Origin of the sequence: Paludibacter sp., assembly GCF_009712605.1 — a bacterium.
In the GTDB taxonomy this organism is placed as follows: Bacteria; Bacteroidota; Bacteroidia; order Bacteroidales; family Paludibacteraceae; genus Microbacter.
This window is the reverse complement of the sequence record NZ_WASO01000015.1, coordinates 1-20,166: the sequence shown is the minus strand read 5'-3', so window position 1 is coordinate 20,166 and position 20,166 is coordinate 1. Positions and strand designations below refer to the sequence as shown.

The 20,166-nt window shown below is 39.3% G+C and carries 9 protein-coding genes; all 9 read right to left on the bottom strand.

The genetic code is table 11. From position 1 onward, the window contains the following. Position 1 precedes the first annotated feature (1 nt). Positions 2 to 1,141, bottom strand: a complete 1,140-nt coding sequence (locus tag F8N35_RS12755; protein ID WP_293053686.1) for an esterase — start codon at positions 1,139 to 1,141, stop codon at positions 2 to 4. Further along, entirely contained in the window at positions 1,138 to 2,043 is a 906-nt protein-coding gene (locus F8N35_RS12750) for an alpha/beta hydrolase (RefSeq protein WP_293053684.1), read from the bottom strand. The genes F8N35_RS12755 and F8N35_RS12750 overlap by 4 nt, the downstream gene beginning before the upstream one ends. 98 nt (positions 2,044 to 2,141) lie before the next feature. Next, positions 2,142 to 3,461: a glycosyl hydrolase family 8 gene (locus F8N35_RS12745; RefSeq protein WP_293053682.1), complete on the bottom strand. Its 1,320-nt coding sequence runs from the start codon at positions 3,459 to 3,461 to the stop codon at positions 2,142 to 2,144. Positions 3,462 to 4,042: 581 nt separating this feature from the next. Continuing rightward, the gene (locus tag F8N35_RS12740) at positions 4,043 to 5,863 is read right to left on the bottom strand and encodes a RagB/SusD family nutrient uptake outer membrane protein (protein WP_293053681.1); all 1,821 of its coding nucleotides are present in this window, start codon (positions 5,861 to 5,863) and stop codon (positions 4,043 to 4,045) included. 27 nt (positions 5,864 to 5,890) lie between these two features. Next, positions 5,891 to 9,127 carry a TonB-dependent receptor gene (locus F8N35_RS12735; RefSeq protein WP_293053679.1) on the bottom strand — a complete coding sequence of 1,079 codons (3,237 nt, stop codon included), beginning with the start codon at positions 9,125 to 9,127 and terminating at the stop codon, positions 5,891 to 5,893. Positions 9,128 to 9,788: 661 nt separating this feature from the next. Next, positions 9,789 to 13,604 carry a two-component regulator propeller domain-containing protein gene (locus F8N35_RS12730; protein WP_293053677.1) on the bottom strand — a complete coding sequence of 1,272 codons (3,816 nt, stop codon included), beginning with the start codon at positions 13,602 to 13,604 and terminating at the stop codon, positions 9,789 to 9,791. Positions 13,605 to 14,199: 595 nt separating this feature from the next. Continuing rightward, positions 14,200 to 15,606 carry a TolC family protein gene (locus F8N35_RS12725; protein WP_293053675.1) on the bottom strand — a complete coding sequence of 469 codons (1,407 nt, stop codon included), beginning with the start codon at positions 15,604 to 15,606 and terminating at the stop codon, positions 14,200 to 14,202. A 40-nt stretch (positions 15,607 to 15,646) separates the two neighbouring features. Further along, the gene (locus F8N35_RS12720) at positions 15,647 to 18,766 is read right to left on the bottom strand and encodes an efflux RND transporter permease subunit (RefSeq protein WP_293053673.1); all 3,120 of its coding nucleotides are present in this window, start codon (positions 18,764 to 18,766) and stop codon (positions 15,647 to 15,649) included. A gap of 5 nt (positions 18,767 to 18,771) precedes the next feature. Beyond that, positions 18,772 to 19,908 carry an efflux RND transporter periplasmic adaptor subunit gene (locus F8N35_RS12715; protein ID WP_293053671.1) on the bottom strand — a complete coding sequence of 379 codons (1,137 nt, stop codon included), beginning with the start codon at positions 19,906 to 19,908 and terminating at the stop codon, positions 18,772 to 18,774. Positions 19,909 to 20,166 lie beyond the last annotated feature (258 nt).

Here is a 20,166-nt window from a genome sequence, read left to right as displayed (position 1 = left end):
CTTATTTGAATAGCTTTGGCATAATTGTGGATAAGAACAGTTTACAGTTCATCCAGGTATGGCCGCCTTCAGAAGAAAAATATTCATATCGAATTCCTTTTTGATCGAGAACTTTCATGTACTCGTTCACAACCCTGAACGTGATATCCTCTTTTCCCACCCCAAACCACAATAGCTTGATATTTTTGTTCGTCAACTGAGGATCGGAAAAAGGAACCGCATTGTTACGGTCAAATTCTTCTTTTATCATACCCGGGGCAAAACCACACACATAACTGAAGAGGTTTTGATTATTCAATCCCAGATACAACGTTTCGCCACCACCGCCAGAAAATCCGGCAATAGCGCGGCTGTCTTTCTCTTTCTTAATCCGATAGTTACTTTCCACAAAAGGCATCAAATTACCCAAAAAGTCCTTTTTGAACTCTTGCAGGTTTTCCCAGGTGCGTAAGCTCCCTGCCGATTTACTAATAACCGGATACGCTCTCCCATAAGGCATAACAATAATCATCGGCACTGCTTTCTTTTGAGCAATCAGGTTATCGAGGATAATATTGGCGCGGCCTACCTTTGTCCAGGTTTCTTCCGTGTCGGAAGATCCATGCAACAAATACAGCACCGGATAGTTCGTTTTCGAATCATTTTCGTATCCGGGCGGTGTGTAAACCACAACCGGTCTTGTTCCCAACTCTTTTGAAGAATAGTAGCGATAGGATAGCGTGCCATGAGGAACATTTTGCACCGTGTGAATCAACGGAGTATTTCCCGTTATTTCCACAATGCTATTTTTGAATCCTTCGTTGGGAAATATCACCTGATTCACCGGATCGGCGACCGAAACGCCGTCCACTATAAAGCAATAAGGATACATATCGGGCTTCACCGGACCGCATGTCACACTCCAAATGCCCAAAGAGTCTTTGGTCATTGGCACGGCCGATCTTTCAAACTGGGCACTCAATTTCACCTCTTTTGCCTGTGGTGCAACAAATCGAAAAACAACCGTGGTGTCCGGATTTACCTGAGGAGAGACTACTTCGACAGGAACTCGTCTGGCCTGCTGCGCATAGCTAACAAAATATAATGCGAATGCTGTGGTAAGCAACAAAATTCGCGAAATGTTTATCCGTTTCGATTTCATTTTGCAGTAGATTTGGTTGTACTTTCGATCCATTGAAGGAGTGGTTCCATCCATCCTTTATGTCCGAAAACAAACCCATGACCACCTTTGGGGTAAATATGCATCTCAACCGGCACGTTGTGATGACGCAATGCTTCAAAATACACAATACTATTATCTACATCTACTGTTTTGTCGTCTGCAGCCTGTGTAATGTATGTAGGAGGAGTGGTTTCGTCTACCTGGAGTTCATTAGAAAACAGATCGACAGTTTCTTTGCTCGGATTATTCCCCAATAATTGAGTACGCGAACCACTGTGTGTCAATTTCTCCTGCATTGAGATCACAGGATAAACGACGACCTGAAAATCGGGACGCAGACTGGTGCTGTTCGGATTTTCAATCAAAGCCTTCTTAAAATGAGTAGCTTCGGTTGAGGCTAAATGCCCACCGGCAGAAAAGCCAATAATTCCGATCTTATTCGGATTGACACTCCATTTTACAGCATTTTCGCGTACCACTTTGATGGCTTGTTGCGCATCCTGCAATGGTCCGATCGATTTGTCGTTCATAATGGCATCATCCGGCAAACGGTATTTGAGTACGAAAGCCGCTACTCCGTTTTTGGCCAACTCTTTGGCTGTCATAACACCTTCGCCGCTATATACTATCACACTGTAACCGCCACCAGCACAAATAACGACTGCGGCTCCGGTTTCTTTTCCCTTTTCGGGGAGAAAAACTTCAAGCGTAGGAGTGGTTACATTACGATACATTCCATTACTGAAACTCTCTTTTACCAAAGTCGTAGCAGCTGCTTTCGAATTGGGAATAGCGCCTTGATATAAAGGAATAATTTCCTGTGCTCCGACCGACAAGGGCACAAGTATCGAAGCAAATAAGATTAATAATAATTTTTTCATATGGACATATTTTTGAGTCCCTTTGAAAAACAAAGGGAAAGTTTATGCCGAAAACAAGACCTAGTCAATTATTTCTTGCATTAAGCTTTTTGTACTATTTATTTATGATTTAATTGCGGCTTAATTATCTGATAATTGCCACTTAAGTGCATGAGTGCAAACAGATAGAGTAATCCATCGTAGTATGGATCAAAATAGCCATCCTCATAGGGTTCGAGTTTTGCATTCCACAATGCATCCACAAACTTCCAGCTTTTGGTTTGTGTCCCCATGATAGATGCTGCAGCGGCAGTAGCCACAAAACCGATAGAGTGGCGTAGTTTTTTAAATCCGCCGGCTTGCAGGATAAACTCAGGGCGGGTTCCATCCATATTATACTGATCCACAAACGAATCAATTCCTTCTTGAAATAGAAAGTTCTGTATTCTTTTGGAGTAATCTTGTTGCCATTTGTTGTCTTTGGCAAACCAGGAATAATCCATTGCAATATTCATCGGCACTCTCCAGGAATCATATCGGAAAGCCGCCGGCATCCAACGGGTAGAACGGATTTTCCCGTCAAAATCGGTGTAGTCGGCATTCAACCCTGTAACCGGATGACATGCCTTATGAAGATAAACCCTCGCTGAATCGGCACAATCGCGATAAAACTGCTCGTGCCCGTCTTTGCCATATTCAGCCCAGATTTCAAAAAAAGCAGGTAAATTGTAGGAAGGATCGGTCCAATTATACCCATAATTGTCCGGAGTAAAAGTAATTAGCTTATGCTCTACATTCATAATATTTTTCACGCCTCCTGTGCCATTTTTACTCCACATGGCATCAAGAATTTTTCTGGCTTCGGCATAGTAATTTATGCCGGTATCATTGCCCCAACGATTGGAGGCAAATAAGAGATCTGTTATAAAGTAGAGTTCTCCGTCAGATGCAGATCCCTCCGAGTTATGTTTCAAAGTCTTAGGATCGACACTCCATGCAAAATAAGCATCATGAGGGCCTCCGTGATGTTGCAAATATTTGCTTGTCCATCTCCAGATACGATCGAAAACATCTTTTTTATTCAGTTGCACAGCAACCATCATACCGTATGAAAGGCCTTCTGTGCGGGCATCATGATTCTTAACATCCGAGACATAAGCCATAGAATCGCCCACCTCAAAATAAACTTTATTAGGACCTTCAAACACATCATAATATGCCTTTGCCAATTTGGCATCAATATCTGCCTGTTTATAACCGGCATCCTTAAACACATTCCGATACTTACCTGTTTTCCAGGCACCTTTAGACCATGGAGTCATTTCTCCTCTGGAATCTTTAACTTCTTGTTTTAAATTAATAGTTACTGTGTTCTGCTGTCCATACATTATCCCGAACATCAAGGACGTAAAAAAAATAAGAGATCCAATCTTTTTCATTGTTTATTGTTGTTTTTCAAAAGTATATAAAAACGCGCCACAAAACCATCTTGGCTCGTTGTTTCATTTATTCAAAAAAATAACAAAAAGACCTCTACCTCACGTAGAGGTCTTTTTTAAAAACCTTTCTAATTAAACTACAGTCTTAGTTCCTAACTAATACCTATACCTTGGACACAAAATATAAATTTTCACACATCAATTTTTCACATCAATAACCTGTCAAGATATTGCAAAAGGTTTTATTCGTATTTCACATCTAAATGTTCTATATCTGCAATTTCATAGATTGAATCTCAATCTCCGGTTCAACTTGTTCGTTGATTACTCAAAATCAAGACAAACATACAAGCCCTTTATTTTTCAGTTACATAATATAACCTGATGGTTGTATTATAAATAAAATTGTACTTATTTTTCTCTTTATACTAAGATTCAAAAACAGATCTTTGTTAAATATCAAATTAAAAGAAAGGAAAGAGTAGCCATTCCAAACCTTTGTTACGGCTACCTTTCCCTTCTTTTTTAAGTGTCAAGTAAACATTTCTGTTTCCAAAAAAACGTTCTATAAATATTTACGATTATTTATAAGCTGCATTTTGGTCACACAATGGGTTCTTCATCAACTCGTCAGTTGGAATAGGCATATCCATTTTCTTGATATCGAAATCAAAGTCACGATATGTGTGATAGTCATCCCATACTAAAGGATCATCATTTTTATGTCCTACCCCTTTAGGATAGTTGTGAGTAATGTGATCTTCAATATATCCTGAACGAATTAAGTCTGGAGCAAGACACCACTCTGCATTAAATTCTCGGCGACGTTCTTCGCCCAAAGCGACCAACCATACCGGAGATGTAAAGCCCTTTTTAGCTATCAATTGAGTATAATATGTCTTAGCATCCGGCACAGTAACTGCAGCTGTATTGAATGGAAGAGGATAACTAGCTAATGCAGGCGCTTTAAAGAACGTAGCAAGCTGATTATAATAAGGAAGATATGTAGATGTCAGTTCATCGGCATGACCAACTTCCAAATTACCCCATGCACGATCTCGTATTTGCTTAACAATACCCCATGCTGTTGCATCATCTGGATTCACACGGAATAAACATTCAGCATAGTCTAACAATACATTAGCATAACGTTTATAATAAATCTGTTGTGCCCCCCAGGGTGCCTGATAATTTGAACGGGTAGAACGCCAGTATTTATTAGTCCAGATTGAAGGTGCAGCTTCGCCTCCCATGTTAAAATGATAATGGGTATTTAACCCATCAGGCACTGTAAGACTTTGTTGCAAATAGGGATGATAACCATAGTTGGTTGTAGATTTAAAGGCAGGATCGATGTTAGTGACTGCACCTGTAACAGCTGACGCCTCGCGACGTTTATCACCCGGTTCATAGCAACTCCACCATTCCCATGAAAGATACAATGTACCCCATCCACCAAGAGAAGGACATGCAACAAATTGAACCATCCAGTTGTGAGCCTGTGACAGATTAGACCATTGGTTCCATTGTGAACCTTCATCAAGAACTTCTTCCCAAATACATTCTTTTGTCCATACAGCTCCCGGATCCCACAATGTTGTAAACGATTTATTCAATTCGTATTTTTTACTATCAATTACCTGTTTTAATGCTGTAGCTGCTAATGCGTAGTCTGCTGTAGCTTCTGCAGGAACACGATACGCTTTCCACATATATGCTTCACCAAGGAATGAAAGAGCAAAACCTTTTGTAATACGACCATATTCTCCATCCATTGGATCCCAGTCAAGTTCATCAGCGGCCGCTTTCAAGTCGGTAATAATGAAATCCCACATTTCAGAATAGTCTTTTGCACGGGCTTTTGCCGGTGTGTTAATGTAGTCTTCACCGGTTGCCAACATAGGTACGCGACCAAACGCTTTTGCCAGCCACATATAAAAGAACGCACGAATACCCCGCGCCTGACCATCCAGTGACTTTTTTAATGTAGGCGAAATAATGTTTGGATCTGCGGTTGCAAGACCAGCAAGAAAGTCATTACAACGTGTAATTGCGTTGTAAGCATGTTTCCAACCTGACAATAGTTCAGGACTACCTGGAGTCCATTTTTGTTGATTCCAGTCTTTATCCCAACCAGTTGCCTGTGTATCCATAGTAGGGTGACCTCCGATAAATAAGTTCGGTTTGATACCCCAGTCTCCGTCAGTTGCATCCGGTAGCATCATCGTGTAGCAACCTACAAGTCCACCCTTGGCATTATCCACTGTTTTAAACATCTGATCAGCAGCCAAAATAGTAGTCTGATCTATTTTTAAAAAGTCCTTACTATTACAGGAGTTCATTCCAATCAGGAATAAAGCACCAATAAGGGTGAAATATAATATTTTGGAAATTTTTTTCATAACGCTTATTGTTTTTATGTAAAACACTTAGAATTGGACATTCAAACCTAAAGAATAAACACGTGGCATCGGATAACGACCCGTGTCTAACCCTGTAAAGAGAACGCTACCTTGTCCGGCTTCCGGATCACCATATTTGTTATAGGAAGAGATGCAAAGTACGTTTTGAACAGAAGCGTTAACACGCATACTCTGAAGATGAAGAGCCTTCAACACTCTTTTATCGAAACTATAACCCAATTGAATTGTTCCAATTTTGAAGTAATCGCCATTTTTAAGCCATGCATCAGAACCGCGCATGTTGTAGTTCTTATCAAGGAACGACAATCTTGTATAAGTACCGTTGGTATTTGTAGGAGACCATGCATTCTGAGCAACTTCATTTAAAATATTCGGGGTAGTACCGTTATCACTCGGGAACATGTTTGTTAAAGTCATTGCTGAATAAGAATAGATTTGAGCACCGGCAACTCCGTAGCCATAAATCATCATATCCCAATTCTTATATGAAGCGGTGAGGGTCAATCCATAGTTGAGCTTGGGGAACCCATTGCCAAGAACAGTCATATCCTTTTCATCAATGAAACCATCGCCATTCAAATCCTTAAATTTATAATCACCGGGAACTGTTGCAGAACCATTGTTGTATCCTGCTGTGTGTCCGGCAGCTTTAGCTTTTGCATTATCAGCATCAATTTCTGCCTGATTTTTATAGATATGATCTACCTTGTAACCATAGAAAGAACCCACGGCATATCCATCTCGCATAATGGAGTGATTGTTCCAGTGTGTTCCGGAAGGAGCACCTACTGCACCCTGGTTAGAACCATCTCCTGAAGCACTAGTGTTTTCAAAGAAGATATCATTTCCAATCCCTTTAATTTTGTTTTTGATACTTGAACCTGTTACAGTAGCACCAAAATTCCAGTCTTTATTCAACTGTTTCTTATAATTAATGCTGAATTCGATACCTTTATTGTCAATTCCACCCAAGTTCGTATATACTTGATTGTAACCTGAAGATGGACGAATATTCAAATAATTCAACAAATCTTTAGAATCACGGGTAAAATAATCCACAGTTATATTCAAATTATTATTAAATAATCCGAGGTCAATACCGATATTCTTTTGTTCATTCGTTTCCCACTTCAACTTGGGATCAACTAATGTTTTAGCTGTACCAACTACCGTGCTTTTCGAAGAAGATCCGGCTCCTAAAACTCCGTTTTGGGGATAAAAATTATACATAATATTAGCTGATGTTAACGCAGGAGTGGCCAAATCACTATTCATATTACCTGCATTTCCGGTTTGTCCCCAGCCCAAACGAAGTTTCAGGTTGCTGATAGTTGGGAAGCTTTTCATGAAATCTTCTTCCGAAATACGCCATGCAACTGCAGCCGAAGGGAAAGTACCCCAAGTGTTCTCTGCGCCAAATCTGGAAGAACCATCCCGACGCATAGTACCTGTTAAAATATAACGATCTTTCAAACTATATTGCAAACGGCCAAAGTAAGATAAATTATGAACGTCCAAATCATAAGCTCCATTACCTGTTCTTGACGTAGCAAGATTAGTCAAAGAGATAGAACGGATGTTATCTCCCGGAAAATCATAACCTGAAGCATTACTCCAGTTACCGAATTCTTTACTTACAGAATTACCGGCCATAAGAGTCAAATTGTGAATAGCATTCTTCCAATTATAAGTCAAATAACTTTCAAGCTGAGTTACGTTATAATTGCTATTGTTGATTCCCAGGTTATATTTTGTATCATAGTTGTAGAGGACAACCTGCGTCACACCATCAGGCATGTAACGTTTTTTATTACCCCAGAAATTATACCAGTTATCTGCAGAAAAGTTATACGATCCGACAGTCTTAAATGTTAATCCCTTTAATAATTTAATATTGGCATAAGCGCTGATAATGGTCTGGTTATGCTTGGACTTTCCAGTTTGTTCCATCTGTTCTGCAACAATATTATTACCCAGATTACCATCATAAGACCCTACGTTACCTTGAATTGGGGTACCATAAGTTCCATTCGCATTTTTCACATTCGGACTTACATAAGCTCCAGTTGCAGGATCAATATAATCCATCGTGGGACATAAGAAAGCCCAGTCTCTGATAGAGGAAAGGTTACCGTTATTACCTATACCTGCATTGCTACCGTAAGATTCGCTATGAATAAAATTAATATCTCCACCAATTTCAAGAAAATCTGCCACTTTAGTCACGGTACTTGCACGTCCGGTTAAACGTTTAGCATTTGAGTTAATAACAATACCGTCATGATTCAAATAACTCAAAGAGAAGTATTGTTGCGTTTTTTCTGTTCCACCCTGAGCTGATAGAGTATATTGTTGTCTGAGTGCAGGACGTGTCATTTCTTTTTGCCAGTCGATAGTCTTTCTTTTTCCATCATATTGAGCTGAAAAAATCTGATTTACAAGTGTATTTCCATCATTTGCACGAGCTTGGCGAATATTTCTTGCATACTGATCCGCATCACCAACATCTAGCTTCTTAGCCAAATTTTGAAGACCATAGTCCGCTGTAAAAGTAATGTGTGCAGAACCGACCGAGCCGTGTTTGGTTGTAATCATAACAACACCATTGGCACCAGCAGAACCGTAGATAGCAGTTGCAGAAGCATCTTTCAAAATTTCCATACTTTCCACATCACTTGGGTTAAGGAAGTTGGCATCTTTACCAACTACGACACCGTCAATTACATACAACGGTTTGGAATCCCCATTAATAGTGGCAACACCACGGATTTGAATAGAACTGTTTGCATCAGGAGAACCATCTTGTGCTGAAATTACAACACCAGCAGCCATACCCTTCATACCTTGGACGATATTTGTTGGAACTTTTTTCAACATTTCCTCTTTATTCACAGAAACAACTGATCCTGAAATGTCGCTTTTTTTGGATGTACCATAACCAACAACAACAACTTCATCCAATTGCTTTCTATCGTCCATTAAAACAATCTTCAGGTTTTGACTTTTTGAGGTAATAGCAACTTCCTGTTGCAGCATCCCAATATAAGAAACAATAAGAGTTTGATTTTGATCTGAAACAGAAAGGGTGAATTGACCATTTACGTCTGTCACAGTTCCTTGCGAGGTATTGCCTTTAACAATAACGGCGGCTCCAATCAAAGGCTCTTGTTTTGAGTCGGTAACGACACCTTTGATTACGTGTTTGTTTTGAGCATACGCGCATATGCTCACGGATAACATCATTAAAATCCAAAATTTTTTCAGGAACAATTTCGTTCTAAATTTTAGAAAGAAACTAATTGATGAAATCTCACAATTTTTCTTCATTGCATTAGAAATTAAATAGGTTAATAACTCTACCACTAAGGTGATGATGGTAGTAAAACTGGTTTTTCTTGCTTTTATAGCTTTAACTATCAAGCGAAAGCTACTTCTTTAACTGTCATTGTACATCATGGTTTTCAATTTAATTTTGGTTAACTACTACTGATAAATAATTATCTCTATGTCTATTTATCTTTTTTCAGACATGAACTTCACACTGTCATCAAAACAAAGAACTCATTCCCTGATTTATTTGGTTCAATTTAAATACAGGGAATAACAAACTTTACGCAAAAATTCATGGCACCAAAATCGCAATCCTATAAAAAAACAATAACAAAAGCGGATAAATCATCATTTAACTCGTACATATAGGATGCAAAAATGGGATTTTAAATTATATTAAACATGCAAATTTGGATATTTATATTTTAAATTTGAATAAAAACCCATGTCAAGCAGAAATCTAACCACAATGACACTCGAACAAAAAAATCAACATAAAATATTAATAAACAGCTAATTAATAAATAACAAAATCTAACAACAGACTAAACTCCATAAGATTCAAAAAAAGACTTTATGCCTCTAAAATATCTGTAGGTGATTTTCCGAAATGTTTCTTAAATACAGTGCTAAAATATCCGGGACTAGCAAAACCTGTAAGTTCACTTACTTCCGTAATTGAATATTTTCTGGATTTTAAAAGCTCTATTGCATAGTTCAGTCGGATACTTTTAATGAATTCGTTCGGCGATTGATCTGTTAACGTCTTTAATTTTTTATACAATAGAGAAGCACTCACATTCATTGCAGAAGCAAATTCTTCTTTGCCGAATTCCGTTTTTTCAAGATTCGCCCGAACAACCGACAAAGCTTTCTTTACAAACTGATCATTATTTTTGTTTTCAAGAATAGGCTCTTCACCACTATCTCCGTCTATCATTTTTAGGGCTTTTTCCCTAACGTTTACCCGATTCTGCACTATGGATTTTATACGTTGCTGCAAAACAGGAACATCAAATGGTTTTGTCAGATAATCATCTGCACCTAAGCCTAACCCGTGAAGTTGATCCGCTTGCTCCGATAGAGCTGTCAACAAAATTACCGGGACATGAGACGTCTGGAATGTTGATTTAATTAAAGAGCATAATTCAAAGCCATCCATAATCGGCATCATAATATCAGAAACGACCAGATCAGGTATCTCTTTCTGAATCATTTCCCACGCCAGGTGACCATTCTCAGCGGCATGTACTTCAAAATCATTACCGAGAGCAAAAAGTAGGAAGTTTCTAAGATCGCTATTGTCTTCCACAACAAGTAACTTCATTCTCTTGAGGTTGTCGTCCGGGACTTGATTTGAAACTGGCAAATCGGGAGATTCTACAGAAAAATCCGTATCCTGTTGATTTGATGATATCTTCATCACTTGGCATTCTGTTGCCACATCTTTATACGGAATGACGATTTTAAAACAAGAGCCAACGTTCTCTTTACTTGAACAACTTATTTCACCACCATGTAACAAAACATAGTTTTTAGCAATCATTAACCCGATGCCAGATCCAACGATTTTAGCATTAACAGCATTGTCTCCTCTGTAAAATTCATTAAACAGACCCTGCTGTGCTTTTTCACTAATACCAATTCCCTGATCAATAACTTCTAAAGTCCAGTTCTCAGGTGTGCAATTTAAATTAAGAGTTACCCGGCTTTTAGGATGCGAATATTTAATCGCGTTTGAAATAAGATTCCCAAGCACCTTCTCCATCATTGTTTCATCAATCCCTGAATTATACGCCGGCACATTCGTATTAAATATAAGCTCTATGTTTTTGGATTGTGCATACGATTCAAACATCATTTTCTGCAATTGAATCATATTCACAATATCAACATCACAAAGAGAGAGATGCTCTTTACCGACATCAAGCTTTTGGAAATCCATTATTTGAGTAACAACTCTGGATAACCGTTTGGATTGTTCCGAGGCTAATCGAAGATAGTACTTTCCAGCCTCCGAAATCGTAACATCTTTATTCAGCTCCTCTATAGGTGCTTTTATCAATGTAAGTGTCGTACGAATCTCATGTGCAGTATTAGCAAAGAATTGAACCTTTTCTTCTACATGTAATTTTTTAATATGCTCAATATAGTATTTTGACAATATATATATTACACCTGCTACTATCAAAATCAACAGGATTACAAACCACCATCTTGCCCATACAGGAGGTACAATACGTATGTTTATTGATCGTTCTGTAATTATATGATCCATGGAATTATCATACAATCGAATCTTTAAAACATAGCTTCCGCTAGGGAGATTAGTGTAAGTTATTATTTTCTGGCCATTGGGCAGACTCCAGGACTTATCAAATCCCTCTAATTGATATGAATATTTGGAATCCGAAGTATTTTGCCCCAAGGCCAACAACTCAAGAGAAAATGTATTTTGGCTATAACTTAACTTAATCTCAGTCAAACTATCCAGAGGACATTTCAATTTAAATGCCGGATTCTCCTTTATCGACACCCCCGAAATGGTAAGATCTTGTAAATATAAACTGGCTCTTGACACGACATCTCTGATCGCGGCAGGACTAAACATTACTGCTCCATTATTAGTTCCCCAAATTAAGCTTCCGTTCTTAAGCTGACATTGTGCATTAATATTATAAGCAGCCCTACTTAACGACAAATGGGATGAATAGGTAGTAGCACTATAATTTTTAGGATTAAACTTACAGAGTCCCGCTTCTGTTCCTATCCAAAAACAATCGCCAATTTTCATTATTCCATTAATGAAATTAGACGGCAAACCCGACGTTGTGGTAATTTTCTCAATTTTCTTTGTCGCCAAATTGAATCTTATCAAACCATCTCCCCGGGTTGCGACCCAAGCCTCTCCGTTTGAGATTGTCATTCCCTGTGCCAAGAAGCCCTGCTGTAAAATTGCTTCAACCCCGGTTTTCTTATCCAAAGAACATAATCCGTAGGAACATGCTAGTAACATCGTACCTCGCTTATATTCCACAAACGCAGACACCGGTTGCTCCTGATAAATGCGAAAACGATTTTCTTTTACGATATAACAGGCAATATTTCCACCTGATCCTCCAATCCAAAGATCTCCATCAGAATCCTTATAAATATCATGAATGAAATTATTGACAAATGGAGACTTTCCTGTATTTTGACCGTAATGTGCTATTTCTCGTCCCGAAGTTCCGTCCAAAACATAAACACCCGAAGCATATGTTCCGGCCCAAATATTTCCTTTATTATCCTCGCATAACGCCAGAAAAACCTGTGCTTGCTTTCGCTCGTTATGATAAAAGGTCGCCCAACGGTTAGAACGAACATCCCACTTCGAAATTCCATTATTGGTAGCGAACCAAATATTACCCCTTGAATCTTCAATTATTTTATTGATGAAATTATTACACAGAGAATTCGCGTTATTCACCAAATGTGACACTTGAGTGATAAGTGATGGCCTTTGATCAAAAAAAGAAATGCCGCCACTATATGTTGCAGTCCAGACTCGGTTATTTCGATCACAAAAAATATCGTACACTCCATCTCCATGAAGAGAGAATGCGTTATCACTATCCTCTTTGTAAATATCTATTATTCTATCTGCTTTTTTTCGGTCTATTTTCCAGATACCTTGCCCATCAACACCAACAAGCAATGTGGAATCCGAGTTGGCTGCTATCGCCAATACTGGCTGGTGCGGAAACACTGTGGCATTAAACTGAGAAAGTATCCGTTTATTGAAGTCATATTCGTACAAACCACTTGAAAAAGTTCCAATCCAAAGTTTATTTTGGTTCTTATCAAAGTATAATTTGGCCAAAACATTCGGATTACCCAGTTTTACTAACGGCTTATCAGTTCCAGTTTCTGTATCTAGTAATCTCACATTATCCAAATATCCAACAATCAAATATCGTTTATCATACCACGCAAATGCTCTTATTTCAACCCGCTGCTTCCCAATTAAAGAAATCTTTTGCTTGTAGTATCGGTAAAGCCCGCCAAATCTGGTCGCAATCCAAAATGCGCCTTTATCATCAGCCTGAATATCATTAACAACTAAAAATTTATCATTCAGCAATTTGCCAAAATTAACAAATGGAACAAACTTATCTTTGATTGCATTATAATAGAACATCTGCCCGTCATTTGCACAAACATAAAGAACATTGTTTGAATAGAGCAATCGTGACGAAATAAATGCAATATCATATGGTAATTTGTAGAGACGACAGTCATTCTCTGTTAGTCTCAATATTCCGGTTTTCGCTGATGCCCAAACAAACCCTTTCTTATCGCTGCAAATGGAAGAGGTTTCTCTTACAGAAATGCCGTAAATGGAATTCACGCTGTAAAATTTTGTATCTGCAGCAGATACAGTGCAAAAGCATATGATTACAAATAAAAAAATATATCTGAATCTCATTGACTAGAATTTCTTATATCCGTTCAGTCCTAAAAAATCAATGCAACACTAATTAAACATTTAAATTAGCGTGTATTTCTCTAGAGGAAAAGCAAAGATATATAATTCGAAAGATAATATCCTGAAAAAATGTTCATGAAATTCGCACATAAACTTCTAAAAATAGATATTCTTCTATCCAATTTTTCAAAATAAAACAGAAAGACACTCTCTACTGCATCGATTAATAAAGCATTTCATCGAATATATAAAATTAGATTCACACAATAAGAATAACATTGCAATCCTCTCCTTTAGCATGGTTAATTTTTCATAATACAATATCATCATCAACCCCCTCCACATTTTATAACAAAACTCAAAACGCAGGCCTTAAACTTAAAAATTATATCACATTTAACCTTTCAATAAGATCCGGATCTTTAAAACGAAAAAAGAAGACATCCCGAAAGACATCTTCTTACAACTAATATTCATGTAGTCCAAAGAAACTGAGATTCAATGCACAAATCAGTCCTTAATGCCAACCGCCGCCGAGTGCCCTATATAAAGTAATTTTTTGTTGAACTATCGTATTGTACGTGTTATAAAGAGCCAATTCACTCGACAACACATTGTTTTGTGCAGACAATACCTCCAGATAGGTTGCATATCCGTTGACCAATAACTCCTGCGAATATTCATAGGCCTTCTTCAATGCGTCCACCTGCTCTTTCTGAAATCCAGCCTGCTGCGTACTGTATCGAATCGAGGCTAACGCATTTGACACTTCATTCCCAGCTGTCAGCAAACTCTGTTTGAAATTCAGCAAAGCTGATTCTTCCTGCAAACGGGCAATCTCTTTCTGAGTTTTCAGGCTTCTTCCATTCAAAACAGGCTGCGTGAGACCTGCAACTGCATTCCAAAACAGCGAACCAGGTAAATTAAACCAGTTTGTAATACCTTTTGCGTCAGGTCCAACTGCCCCCGATAGAATAAATTGAGGATACATGGCAGATCTAGCCACATTAAATTGCTCATGTGCAGCTCGTAAGGCAAGCTCAGCGACCTGTACGTCCGGCCTGTTACTCAAAAGCTGAACAGGAAGTCCTGCAATCAGCAGTTCAGAATGGAAAGCAGTTAGATCGATTCGGGAAGGACGATCAATAGAAGCTGGAGCTTTACCCAAAAGCATACAGAGATAATTTTCGTAACTTGCTATCGAAGCTTCAATCTGAGGCAGATACGCTTTTGCCGTCGCCAATTGCGCTTTCGCCTGCAATACGGCAACCTCCGTGACTTGAGCTGACTTCTTCAAGCTCTTAACGGTTTCCAGATACTTCGTATAACTATCAATATTTCTTTTCGTTATTTCTCTTTGCTTATCCAACGTAATAAGCTGATAATAGGCTGATGCAACATTTGCAACAATTTGAGTTCTCACTGCATTCACGGTGGATTGCTGTTGAAGATAAAGTGCCTGTTGTGCTTTTTTTGCACTCGAAAGTTTATTCCAAACATCTATTTCCCAACTGGACGATAACGACAATTTCAAATCCGTAAAAGGAGGATTTACGGCGTGAGCCGAATTACCATATTTTGAATTATCAGACAGAGTACCACTCAACCCAGCATTGAGCGTTGGAAGAAAGGCTGCATTGCTCTGCTTAACAGACTGAGCCGCCTGGTTCAACTTTACAATTGCCATTCGGATATTCAGATTGCTGGCGAGCGCTTCGGTTATCAGCTTTTGCAAATACGGATCATCATAAAAAACCTTCCATGCAATTGTTGCGCTATTTTTAGCGGTATCTCCATTTATCGAATCACGAAATAACGTTTTATAGCCGGCCAAGCCGGGACTGTTATATTTTTGTACCGAACAAGCACTGAAAGCTATCATTCCAGAGAGAACGAATACACTATAAATGTTCTTTTTCATCATCTTCCGTCAATTGAAATTTAGTTCACCATCTCCTTTCTTCCTAATTACGCCATTTCTTCCTTCGAGTCCTCTCATCAAGATTCTCAAAAATAATGTACATGGTAGGAATCACAAAAATTCCGAAAATCGTTCCTATGAGCATACCGCCGGCAGCTGCCACACCAATAGAATTATTTCCCGATCTGCCGGCACCCGTTTCCAGAATCAGCGGCATCATACCGAAAATAAAAGCAAAAGAGGTCATCAGAATCGGGCGTAAACGGGCCGTTGCACCTTCGATTGCGGCTTCGACTATCCCCATGCCGTGTTCCCTCCGCTGTCGGGCAAATTCGACGATAAGAATACCATTTTTACCCAAAAGACCGATCAGCATAATGAGCGACACCTGCACGTAAATATTGTTGGTGATGCCAAAAATATTGATAAACAGAAATACTCCAAACACCCCGATCGTGAGCGACAACATCACAGACAAAGGCAACATATAACTTTCGTATTGCGCACACAAAACGAAATACACAAATAAGAAACACAGAATAAAGATGTAGATTGCCTGGCTACCCGATTTAATTTCTTCGCGCGACATGCCCGAGAACTCTATTTCATAACCGACAGGTAATTTAGAAGCCTCTTCCCGGACAGCAGCAATGGCATCACCCGAGCTAAATCCCTTTTTTTGTTTACCCTGCACGGTGGCTGCTGTAAACAAATCATAGCGGGTAATGGTTTCCGGCCGATACACTTTTGAAAAATTGATAAGGGTAGTAATCGGCACCATCTTTCCAGACTTATTACGGACCATAACCTTAGTAAGAGAATTCAGGTCTGTCCTGTCTTCAGGTGCGGCCTGCATTACAACACGGCAATATTTAGTATAACGATTGAAATCAGAAACCATCATACCTCCGTAATAGGCCTGTAAAGCCTGAAAGACATCGTTGATAGCCACTCCTTCCATTTTACATTTATCAACTTGTATATCGAACTGGAATTGAGGAAAATTCACATTGAAGGATGAATTAACAAAATCGATTTCCGGACGAGCTGAAAGGTTACTCATAAAGTCTTTTACCACCTGATAAAACTTGGTAATATCACCACCGGTTTTATCCTCCACCTGCACCTCGAATCCATCCGAAGAACCAAAGCCGCGAATTGGAGGCGGAGCATAGAATATGATTTTCCCTTCCTTAATTTTTCCTGTTTTCTTATTGAGCATTTCAATGACATCCGTTGTCGAGGTATCTCCGCGCTGTTCCCAGGGCACCAACGAGCAAGTCATCATTCCGTGCGAACTGCCGTTGGTTCCGCTCAACATACTTTGACCGGCAATACTCATACGAGCAGCAAACAAATCACTCGCATTCATCGTACTGTCAATTTGTTTCATTACATTTTTTGTGCGCTCAAGAGAAGCTCCCGGCGGCAGAGTCACATCGGCACTAATCATTCCCTGATCTTCATTTGGCACAAATGCTGTCGGTGTTATTTTTATCAACAAATAGGCTCCCAAAGCAAACGTTACTATTACAGCGACAGGAATCCATCGATGCTTTGTGAAAAGACTCAACGATTTCTTGTATTTATAAATAGTTGCATCAAAAGCCACATTGAAGTTGGCATGTAAACGGGAAATAAAGCTCTTTTTTTCTTCTTCAGACGAAGACCTTTTAATAAAAAAGGTACAAAGCACCGGACTTAACGTCAACGCATTGATAGCTGACAATGTAATTGCGACAGCCAACGTAAGTCCGAACTGACGATAGAAAGTTCCTGCGGGTCCCGACATAAAACTCACCGGTATAAATACGGAAGCCATCACCAGTGTGATCGAAATAATTGCTCTCCATATTTCGTCCATAGCCTTGGAGGTAGCCTGCACGGTAGACAACGACTCGTCATGATCCATCTTGGCATGAACCGCTTCGACTACCACAATAGCATCATCCACCACAATACCGATGGCAAGCACAAGGGCGAAGAGCGTCAGCAGGTTGAGCGAAAAGCCCAACAAATTGAGCATAAAGAATGTACCTATGATCGCGACTAATGCCGAAATCCCGGGAATAAGCGTCGATCTCCAGTTTTGAAGGAACAAAAACACTACAAAAAAGACCAAAATAAACGCCTCTATAAATGTTCGTTTTACCTTATGAATAGATGCCTCTAAAAATTTATTAGCATCATTAGGAATGGCATATTTCACTCCGGGAGGGAAGCGCTTTGACAAGGTCTCCAATTTTGCCTTAAGCGCATCTACCACATCACGGGCATTGGAACCGGCCATCTGATAAACCGACATACCAACGCCTTCTTTTCCGTTCACCTTCGTATCAACGGTATAATCATATCCACCCAATTCTACGCGGGCAACGTCTTTCAGCTTCAATATCCGCCCATCATCATTTGCCTTTATAACTATGTTTTCGTAATCAGGAACTTCCGTAAATTTCCCTTTGTAAGTCAGCGTATATTGAAACTGTTGATTACCGTTCAACCCCAATTGTCCGGGAGCTGCTTCCACATTTTGTTCCTGAACCGCACTGATTACATCACTCGGCATTAGCTTATAAGAAGCCATTTTTACAGGATCAAGCCAGATACGCATCGAATAGTTACGCGAACCGAAAATATTAACCTGCCCCACCCCATTAACACGCTCCAATTCGGGAGCAATATTAATACGAGCATAATTCTGAAGGAAAGTCTGATCAAACTTTGGGTTATCGCTATAGAGAGAAGCAACCAGAAGTTGGTTATTCATCATTTTGCGGGTAGTAACACCGTTTTGTGTCACAGTTGTAGGTAGCTGACTCAATGCTGCAGAGACACGATTCTGAACGTTTACCTGTGCCATATTGGGATCAGTACTTAAATCGAAATAGACGCTAATGCTAGCGCTACCGTTGTTTGTAGCATTCGACACCATGTAGGTCATGCCTTCCACACCATTAATTTGCTCTTCCAATGGCGTAACGACACTCCTTAAGACAGTTTGAGCATTGGCTCCCGGAAAATTCGCGCTTACACGAACCATAGGCGGGGCAATATTAGGGAATTGCTCTACCGGGAGGCTTATATAACCCAGTATTCCTAAAATACAAATCAGAATAGAGATGACTGTAGATAGAACCGGACGACTCAGAAATTTTTGTACCATTGTGTCTATTTTTTAGGAGCTGCAGTTCTCTTTGCACCTTTGTTTCTATCGTGTGCAGATACCGGAATAATCTTATCTCCATCCTTCAAACGGTTAAGACCATCCACTACAATTTTATCACCCACATTGACTCCATCTTCCACAACATACTGGTCTGATGTTGCATTTGCCACCGTAATGTTAGTTGCATGAATAATTCCATGAGGATCGACCACAAACACCATTTTTTTATCCTGAATTTCGTAAGTTGCTTTTTGCGGCACCAACAACACATTGGTGTAGAACGTAGGTACGATTACTGTCCCGCTGGTACCGGTATGCAACAATGCATGAGGATTCGGGAAAACGGCTTTCATCTGCAATGATCCGGTAGTTTGGTCTACAATACTACTTCCCAATTCCAGTTTACCTTTATATTCGTATTTCTGCCCATCTGCCAAAATCAGTTCTACAGGAGGAAGCTTAGCCACCTTCTGTTTCAAAGTACCTGATGCATTATTGCATAGCTGAATTAATTTCTTTTCATCAAAAGAAAAATAGGCAAAAACGTCTCCGCTACTGGCAACTGTTGTTATCGGATCTGCTAATCCTGCAGTTACAAGACTTCCGGGCTTTAGCGTTATTCGCCCCACCACCCCTGAAACCGGACTTTTTATAACGGTATAACCCAAATTAATTCGGGCATTTTCATACGCGGCTCTTGCCGCCTGAAGATTACTCTGTGCAGTCTGCAACTGATACGGACTAATAATTCCTTTATCAACCAACGGTTGCAGCTTCCTCACTTCCAGTTGAGCATTGTCATACGCAGCTTTTGTCGAATTCACCGTTTGACGATAATCAGCATCGCTGATCTTCAAGATAGGGCTCCCTTTTCTTACGTTGTCTCCTTCCTTCACATAGATACGTTCGATATAACCATTCGCACGAGAATAAATATCAACAGTATTTTCACTCTCAATTTGAGTCGCAAAGCTTGTGAACACAGTTGCATCACCTCTTGTAATGGAAGCAACCTGATATTTAGACGGACCTTTTTTCTCTTTATCAGTTTTCTTACTCTGACAAGAGACAAATATTCCTACAAATACCAATAAAAAAGAAAGAGAAATGAATGACAACCTATTATCATACTGTTTCATAGCGATAGTGTGTTTATATTATACCGAATAGATGAGACAAATGTAAAACTTTTCAACGACAGTGTCCTCCATTTATTTAATTTATTCCATTACGAATTTATTAAAGATCAGGATCGTGAGTCTATGAAAAATATGATTATAAAACAACGAGAAGGTTTAAAATAGAATCTGTATTTTAAAGAGTAAGAAGTGGGTCTATAAATGCAAAAACGCTTCACATCGTAAGATGCAAAGCGTTTCGTAAAAGTGGCGGCTACC

Excerpts from the sequence above, each read along its gene's own strand:
- F8N35_RS12725 (WP_293053675.1), bottom strand. The coding sequence starts at position 15,606 with ATGATGAAAAAGAACATTTATAGTGTATTCGTTCTCTCTGGAATGATA.
- F8N35_RS12740 (WP_293053681.1), bottom strand. The coding sequence starts at position 5,863 with ATGAAAAAAATTTCCAAAATATTATATTTCACCCTTATTGGTGCTTTA.
- F8N35_RS12750 (WP_293053684.1), bottom strand. The coding sequence starts at position 2,043 with ATGAAAAAATTATTATTAATCTTATTTGCTTCGATACTTGTGCCCTTG.
- F8N35_RS12735 (WP_293053679.1), bottom strand. The coding sequence starts at position 9,127 with ATGATGTTATCCGTGAGCATATGCGCGTATGCTCAAAACAAACACGTA.
- F8N35_RS12745 (WP_293053682.1), bottom strand. The coding sequence starts at position 3,461 with ATGAAAAAGATTGGATCTCTTATTTTTTTTACGTCCTTGATGTTCGGG.
- F8N35_RS12715 (WP_293053671.1), bottom strand. The coding sequence starts at position 19,908 with ATGAAACAGTATGATAATAGGTTGTCATTCATTTCTCTTTCTTTTTTA.
- F8N35_RS12720 (WP_293053673.1), bottom strand. The coding sequence starts at position 18,766 with ATGGTACAAAAATTTCTGAGTCGTCCGGTTCTATCTACAGTCATCTCT.
- F8N35_RS12755 (WP_293053686.1), bottom strand. The coding sequence starts at position 1,141 with ATGAAATCGAAACGGATAAACATTTCGCGAATTTTGTTGCTTACCACA.